Source organism: Bacillota bacterium (assembly GCA_040754675.1).
In the GTDB taxonomy this organism is placed as follows: Bacteria; Bacillota; Limnochordia; order Limnochordales; family Geochordaceae; genus Geochorda.
This window is the reverse complement of the sequence record JBFMCJ010000261.1, coordinates 1-5823: the sequence shown is the minus strand read 5'-3', so window position 1 is coordinate 5823 and position 5823 is coordinate 1. Positions and strand designations below refer to the sequence as shown.

The 5823-nt window shown below is 65.1% G+C and carries 6 protein-coding genes and 2 pseudogenes; 5 read left to right on the top strand and 3 right to left on the bottom strand.

Annotation, left to right across the window (positions count from 1 at the left end; translation table 11 throughout):
• Window positions 1-456 precede the first annotated feature (456 nt).
• Together AB1609_14345 and AB1609_14340 are read left to right on the top strand one after the other, a co-directional pair.
• Window positions 457-873 (top strand): annotated as a pseudogene (locus tag AB1609_14345) (transposase).
• The gene (locus AB1609_14340; protein ID MEW6047638.1) at window positions 855-1085 is read left to right on the top strand and encodes a transposase; all 231 of its coding nucleotides are present in this window, start codon (window positions 855-857) and stop codon (window positions 1083-1085) included. Before AB1609_14345 ends, AB1609_14340 begins: the two are co-directional and overlap by 19 nt.
• Before the next feature lie 27 nt (window positions 1086-1112).
• Here the strand turns inward: AB1609_14340 and AB1609_14335 are convergent, their stop codons facing one another.
• Window positions 1113-1478, bottom strand: coding sequence for a hypothetical protein (locus tag AB1609_14335; GenBank protein MEW6047637.1), 366 nt, complete (start codon window positions 1476-1478; stop codon window positions 1113-1115).
• The gene (locus AB1609_14330; GenBank protein MEW6047636.1) at window positions 1463-2452 is read right to left on the bottom strand and encodes a sodium-dependent bicarbonate transport family permease; all 990 of its coding nucleotides are present in this window, start codon (window positions 2450-2452) and stop codon (window positions 1463-1465) included. The genes AB1609_14335 and AB1609_14330 overlap by 16 nt, the downstream gene beginning before the upstream one ends.
• Before the next feature lie 117 nt (window positions 2453-2569).
• Here AB1609_14330 and AB1609_14325 point away from each other — a divergent pair, with 117 nt between their 5' ends.
• Entirely contained in the window at window positions 2570-2917 is a 348-nt protein-coding gene (locus tag AB1609_14325) for a winged helix-turn-helix domain-containing protein (protein ID MEW6047635.1), read from the top strand.
• A gap of 40 nt (window positions 2918-2957) precedes the next feature.
• On the opposite strand, the pseudogene AB1609_14320 reads toward AB1609_14325, so the two are convergent.
• A pseudogene (locus AB1609_14320) lies at window positions 2958-3038 on the bottom strand (DUF4160 domain-containing protein).
• A 619-nt stretch (window positions 3039-3657) separates the two neighbouring features.
• Between AB1609_14320 and AB1609_14315 the strand changes: the two are divergent.
• Window positions 3658-4110: a rhodanese-like domain-containing protein gene (locus AB1609_14315; protein MEW6047634.1), complete on the top strand. Its 453-nt coding sequence runs from the start codon at window positions 3658-3660 to the stop codon at window positions 4108-4110.
• 93 nt (window positions 4111-4203) lie between these two features.
• Window positions 4204-5823 (top strand): methyl-accepting chemotaxis protein (locus AB1609_14310; protein ID MEW6047633.1); only part of this gene is annotated, 1620 nt, incomplete at its 3' end.

Genomic DNA, 5823 nt, shown 5'->3' with positions numbered 1-5823 from the left:
TCCCTTCACGTGTAGCTCTGCGTCCCCCTCGGGACGTAACCTACGTTCGTCGTGAACGGGGGCCGGCCTCGTTCATCGTAACTAGCTATGGGACTCTCTTCTATTCCGGTATATCCACTCGTGCAGCCTTGTGCCGGGAACTCACACTCCCGATACGGCTCAGGCTACCGGTCGACGTGGTGGTGGCGGACCTCAACCGGTTTCTAACCGTTTGGGGCGCTTACTTCGCTATAGTCCCTGGTCATGGCGTGAATTCCTCCGGATCGATCAGGCACGCGTGATCAACAGGAGGATCGCGTGAGGCTTCCCGAGGCGGAGGCCGTAGGCCGGAGCCTCGGGAAGGGGTCGGCCGGAGGGCTGGAGGACCTTGACAAAACGGTCACCGGCGGGTTCCCTACGAGGTGACACCACGCAGTCACAACGAAGGGAGCATCGCCGCCGGTGACCGATCTCAGCATCGCAGGGCTGGACCTGTTGCGCAAGTACCAGGGCGACCCGCAGCTCGACGCCCTGCGGGAGGAGGTCCGCCTGCTGGCCCAGGCCCTCATGGAGCTGGAGGTGAGCCAGCAGGTGGGCGCGGGACGCTATGAACACACGCCCCAGCGCAAAGCCCACCGCAACGGCTACCGGGAGCGGGAGTGGGACACCCGGGTGGGCACCATTCCCCTGCGCATCCCCAAGCTGCGGGAAGGCAGCTACTTCCCGTGCCTGTTAGAGCCCCGTCGCCGGGCGGAAAAGGCGCTGCTTTCCGTCGTGTAGGAGGCCTACGTGGAAGGGGTGAGCACCCGGAAAGTGGACGAGCTGGTCAAAGCCCTGGGGATGGAAGGCATCAGCCGAAGCCAGGTCTCCCGCTTGTGCCAGGAGCTGGACGATCACCGCGACGCACGGACGTCGTGGGCATCTTCCCCAACCCGGAGGCTGCCCTGCGCTTGATCGGGGCGGTGCTGCAGGAGCAGCACGAGGAGTGGATGGCGTCCCGGCGCTACTTCAGCCAGGAGTCCATGGCCAAGCTCTACGCCGCGCGGCAGCGGCAGACGGGGAGTGAAAGCGAGGGGATGACACCACTGCCTGACATCGCGGCGTAACGGGTGAGGTTCAAGTGGGAACCCAATTTACACCACTTGGGGGGACGCTATTCTGCTGGACCCGTGCACCAACGCCGTCAGGGCATTGCCCCCATCGTCCGTTGCGTGCCAGTGAGCCAGGTCGAGGTAGCGCAGCACCCTCTGCATACCCCACGCCACGAGCACCCGGGTGGCGCTCGGGCGCAAGTGAACGGCCCACGGGATGCGACCGAGCAGCGGCAAGAGAACAACCGCGCCCACCAAACCGGCCCCCGTCAGCGCCGCGACGCCCAGGTTCGCCACCGCCCGTTCGGCTGCCACTGCCTCGACGAGGTAGAGCGGCAGGTAACCCCGAGGCTGAGTGGCGTTGCGAAGGATATGGCTGCAGAGGGGCGCCTCTACCGGTGTAGCCACCCAGCCAGCGTGTAATAGAGGGGGATACCCAGGATGACGTTGAACGGAAACGTCACCCCCAAGGACAGCGTAATGGGTAGTCCGGGGGTGGCCTGCGGCAGAGCCAGTCGCACGGCCGCTGGTGCGGCGATGTAAGAGGCACTGGCCACGAGCACCGCGAAGAGTGTTGTGCCCGCCACGCTGAGGCCTATCAAGGAGCCGACCACAGCTCCGAGGCTGCCACCGACCACAGGCATCAGCACCGCAAAGGTCCCGAGAAACCGGCCGACGGAGAGGAACTCCCCAACCTGCCGACCAGCCGTCAGGCCCATGGCCAGCAAGAACAGGGAGAGGACGCCGGGAAAAAGACCGAGGATAAAGGGCTCCATGACACGCCGGCCTTCCGTCCCAACCGCGGCGCCGACCACCATGCTGCCGAGCAAGACGACGGAACTGCCGCCGAGCAGGGTCTCTCGAAGAGCAGCCCGCAGGGTGGATGGGCCCGACTCCGGCTCCTGGCGGCCGTATCGCCGTGCCAGCAGGATGCCCCCGATGACGCCGGGAGCTTCCATGAGGGCCATCACCGCGGTCATGAACCCCTCGGGGGACAGCCCCTCTCGAATGAGGAAGTTGGTGGCCGTGACGAAGGTCACGACGCTGATCGACCCGTAGTGGGAGGCGATGGCGGCGGCGTTGACAGGGTCCAGGCGGCCAAACCGGACGAGGAACGCGAAAGCAAGGCGCGGTAGCACAACGAGCCCCAGGGCAAGCCCGGCGATGGCGGTGGCCAGGAACCGGTCGGAAATCCCTTCCCGGGCCAGTTCCGCTCCTCCCCGGAAGCCCACGGCCATCAACAGGTACAGGGAGGCACTCGTGACCAGACCTTTGGGGATCGCTAGATCGGACCGCAGCGCGCCGGCTAGCAGCCCTAACGCAAAGAAGAGGATCATGGGCGACAGAAGGTTTTGCAGGGCTGAGGAGAAAAAGTCAAGCAACGCGGAAGCTCCTCTCGCGAATGTTCGTTCCGGAATCCTAATACGCGAATAGTGGAACGTCAATTGGCTGGTGAAGGGCTCCTGGGGCGGAAGACCGAGGCGGTGGGGGGAAAAGGGGTGAAGCACTGGACTTTTCTCAGTAATCACGCTCAGGTGCTGCTATGCATCGCCCAAGACCCATCCATAACGGCGCGCGAGATCGGCCAGCGGGTGGGCATCACGGAGCGGGCCGCTCAGAAGATCATCCGAGACCTCGAAGCAGCAGGGTATCTCGCGCGGCAGCGCCAGGGAAGACGTAATCGTTATGACCTCTACCTGGACAGGCCCATGCGCCATCCAGCGCAGAGGGGCCTGACCATTCGAGACCTGCTCGAAATGCTCCAGGAGCGCGAATCCCTGGAGGGGCATGGACGTCCCTCCGAGGCCACATCGGGTACACGCAGTGAATCTGGTGGTGGGCCTTGACGGGCTGAAGCCAGGACTTGGCATAGGCATCGCCACGTTCGACATGGATGTGGGGCGGCTCGTTGCCCTCATTGCTGAAGAAAAAGAAGCGGTAGCCCGCCAGTTTCGAAACGGTTGGCATGGTGTATCGCCTACATCTTAGCACGTGGTGGCCTGGACACAACGCTACCGGACGGGTCATCCGGGCCTTGGGCGATCACGTCGCGTACGCGCTCTGCCAGTCCCACATCCTCTGCTAGCAACCGCAGGAGTGCCCACATGACGGCGCTGGCGTCCACCTGACGCTGCAGGGCAAACTCGCCGGTGTGGCGACGCCCTATGGCCGCCGAAACCCGTAATATAGCTGGTCCAGCCACGGGTAGGTCTGCCAGCCGCCGGACGACCCGACTGGGGTTCGAATGGACCGGTTTCGTTATCGAGGACTCCGCTGAGCGCGACCCGGGCACCCCCGACGCGCCGCCCGCTGGTGGGTTTGCATTCGGGCCTTCTTCCCACCCCTCCTCTCCATCGAGGCAAGGGAGCGGTAGGTGAGGTACGGGACGGCGAACCCGGCTGCCTTGCCACCGTTCCCCCGTTGCCGACCGGGGCAATCGTAGCCACCGCCTTGACGTTGTAGTCTCTGCTGTCCCAAAATGCCAGTGGGAGTTTATGCTTGCTTCCCCCAGAAACGGTGGCGAGTCGGGCGGGGGGTTCCCGTGGCGTACCCCCTTCGAAATCCGGCTTTTTAGGAGGTGCGGCTCGTGAAGGCGGGGGGGTATTCTCTGTCCTCGTCCGTGGGCGTGGCGGCGATGCTGATCATGCTGGTCGCTACGGCGGTCGCCGCGCGGGGGTACGTCTCTCCTGAGCACGTGCCAGGCGCAACCACCATCGACGGTGTCAAGGCCTGGGAGCTGTGGGAACGGGGCGTGATCTTCATCGACGTCCGCATAGCCAGCGATTACGAGGCGGGGCACATACCGGACGCGATCAACCTGACCATCGAGCGTGACGAAGCCAAGAGCCCCTTCACCGAGCAAAGTCTCCTGGAGGTACTGGGGAGCAAGGACAGAGAAGTGGTGTTCTACTGCAACGCCGAGCGGTGCTGGCGGAGTTCGGTGGCTGCGGAGCGGGCTGTCAGCTGGGGCTTCACCAGGGTTTACTACTATCGCCTGGGCTTTCCTGACTGGCAGAGGAGGAATTACCCGGTGGAGTGACCTTGCCGCTGGATCGCCCGGGAGCGTGAGGGGTTGGTGGAGGCGTTGGGCCTCTTTCTGTGCGGTGGTTTGTGAGCCGAAGAGGGTTGCGCCATGTCGGTGAGAAGCCGCCTCATGATCTTGAGCGTCCTGGCCACCTTGTTCATGGCCGGCCTGTCTCTTTTCGTGGCAAGGAGCTTGAGTGACCAGTGGGAGAAAAGGTTTCAGGAGGCAGCTCTCAAGAGCAAGCAGGCGTTGTGGCAAGTGATCACGGTGGCCCAGTTGCGCGAGATGCAGGCGGCCATCACCACGCTGTCCAGGGACAGGGAGATCATCGCCGCCCTGCAGGCGAGAGACAGACCAGCGTTGGCGGCCAACGCCAACCCTGCGTTCAACCGGCTGGAGGCGTCAGGAGTCATCACGGGACTGCTGATGGTGACCGCGGATGGTGAAGTCTTGTTCGCCGCGCCGGGCGACGTAAGCGGCACGACGCGCATGGTACTGGTGCAGCAGAGTCTCGAGACGCGTCAGGCGAGCAGCGGCATCGAACGGGCCGATGACGGTCGGCTCAGCGCCGTGGTCGTCGCTCCCCTGCTGGCGCGGCGCACGGTCGTGGGCGCCGGGGTGCTGCTGCGAAACCTGGAGGCGGCTGCCCGTGAGCTCAGGGCCGGCGACGGTTCCGAAGTTTGGATTGTGGGCCCCGGCGGTGCCGTGGAGTACGCTACCGATGATGAGATGGCCCGAGCATTGCCCCTGGCTCTTCCCCAGATCGGCGGGATGTCCGCCTACTTCGCCGGTTACGGGGACCGTATGTACTACGTCACCGTGCAGCCGCTCACGGACGCCACGGGCGCACCGGTCGCGCACCTCGTGACGGCGAGCGACCAGACCGAAAGCTACCTCTCTCAGCGGGCCACGACGCGCTTTCAATACGTGGGCATCGCTGCCGTTGCAGCCGTTGTCGTGGCCGCGACAACCCTCGTGGCGTTGCTGATCACCCGGCCCCTCCGGCGATTGACGTCCATTGCCGAGGTGGTCGCACAGGGAAACTTGAGTCAAAAAACAGGCATCGCCGGGCGGGACGAGATCGGCCGCCTGAGCGCGAGCTTTGACACCATGATTGACAACCTGCGCGAGATGCTCAACGGCGTGGTGGAAACCATCAAGGGGTTGAGCGCCAGCAGCCAGCAGCTGGCCGCCACCGCGGAGGATGCCACCCGGACCACCCGGCAGATCGTCACAACCATCGGTCAGGTGGCGGCCGCCAGCTCAGACGAGAGCAGCGCGGTGCAGGAGGCCTCGGCCCTGGTGAGCCGCATGTCCACGGCCATCGAGTCGACCGCCCGCAACGCCGAGCGGCTGGCGGCCTACTCCAGCCAGGCCACGGCCACGGCGGCGAAAGGCACGGAGGCGGTGCGGCAGACGGTGCAGGGGATGCAGGACATCCGCCAGGCGGTCTCCAGCACCGCCGAGAGGGTGCGCGAGCTGGACGTGTATTCCCAAAAGGTGGGCGAGATTGTACAGGTCATCTCCGAGATCGCCGAACAGACCAACCTCTTGGCGCTGAACGCGGCCATCGAGGCGGCTCGCGCCGGCGAGCACGGCAGGGGCTTCGCGGTGGTGGCCGAGGAGGTGCGCAAACTGGCGGAGCGGTCGGCCGAGTCTGCGAGGCAAATCGCGGGCCTCATCGACAGCATTCGTGAGGGGATCGACAAGGCCGTTTCGGCCATGCAG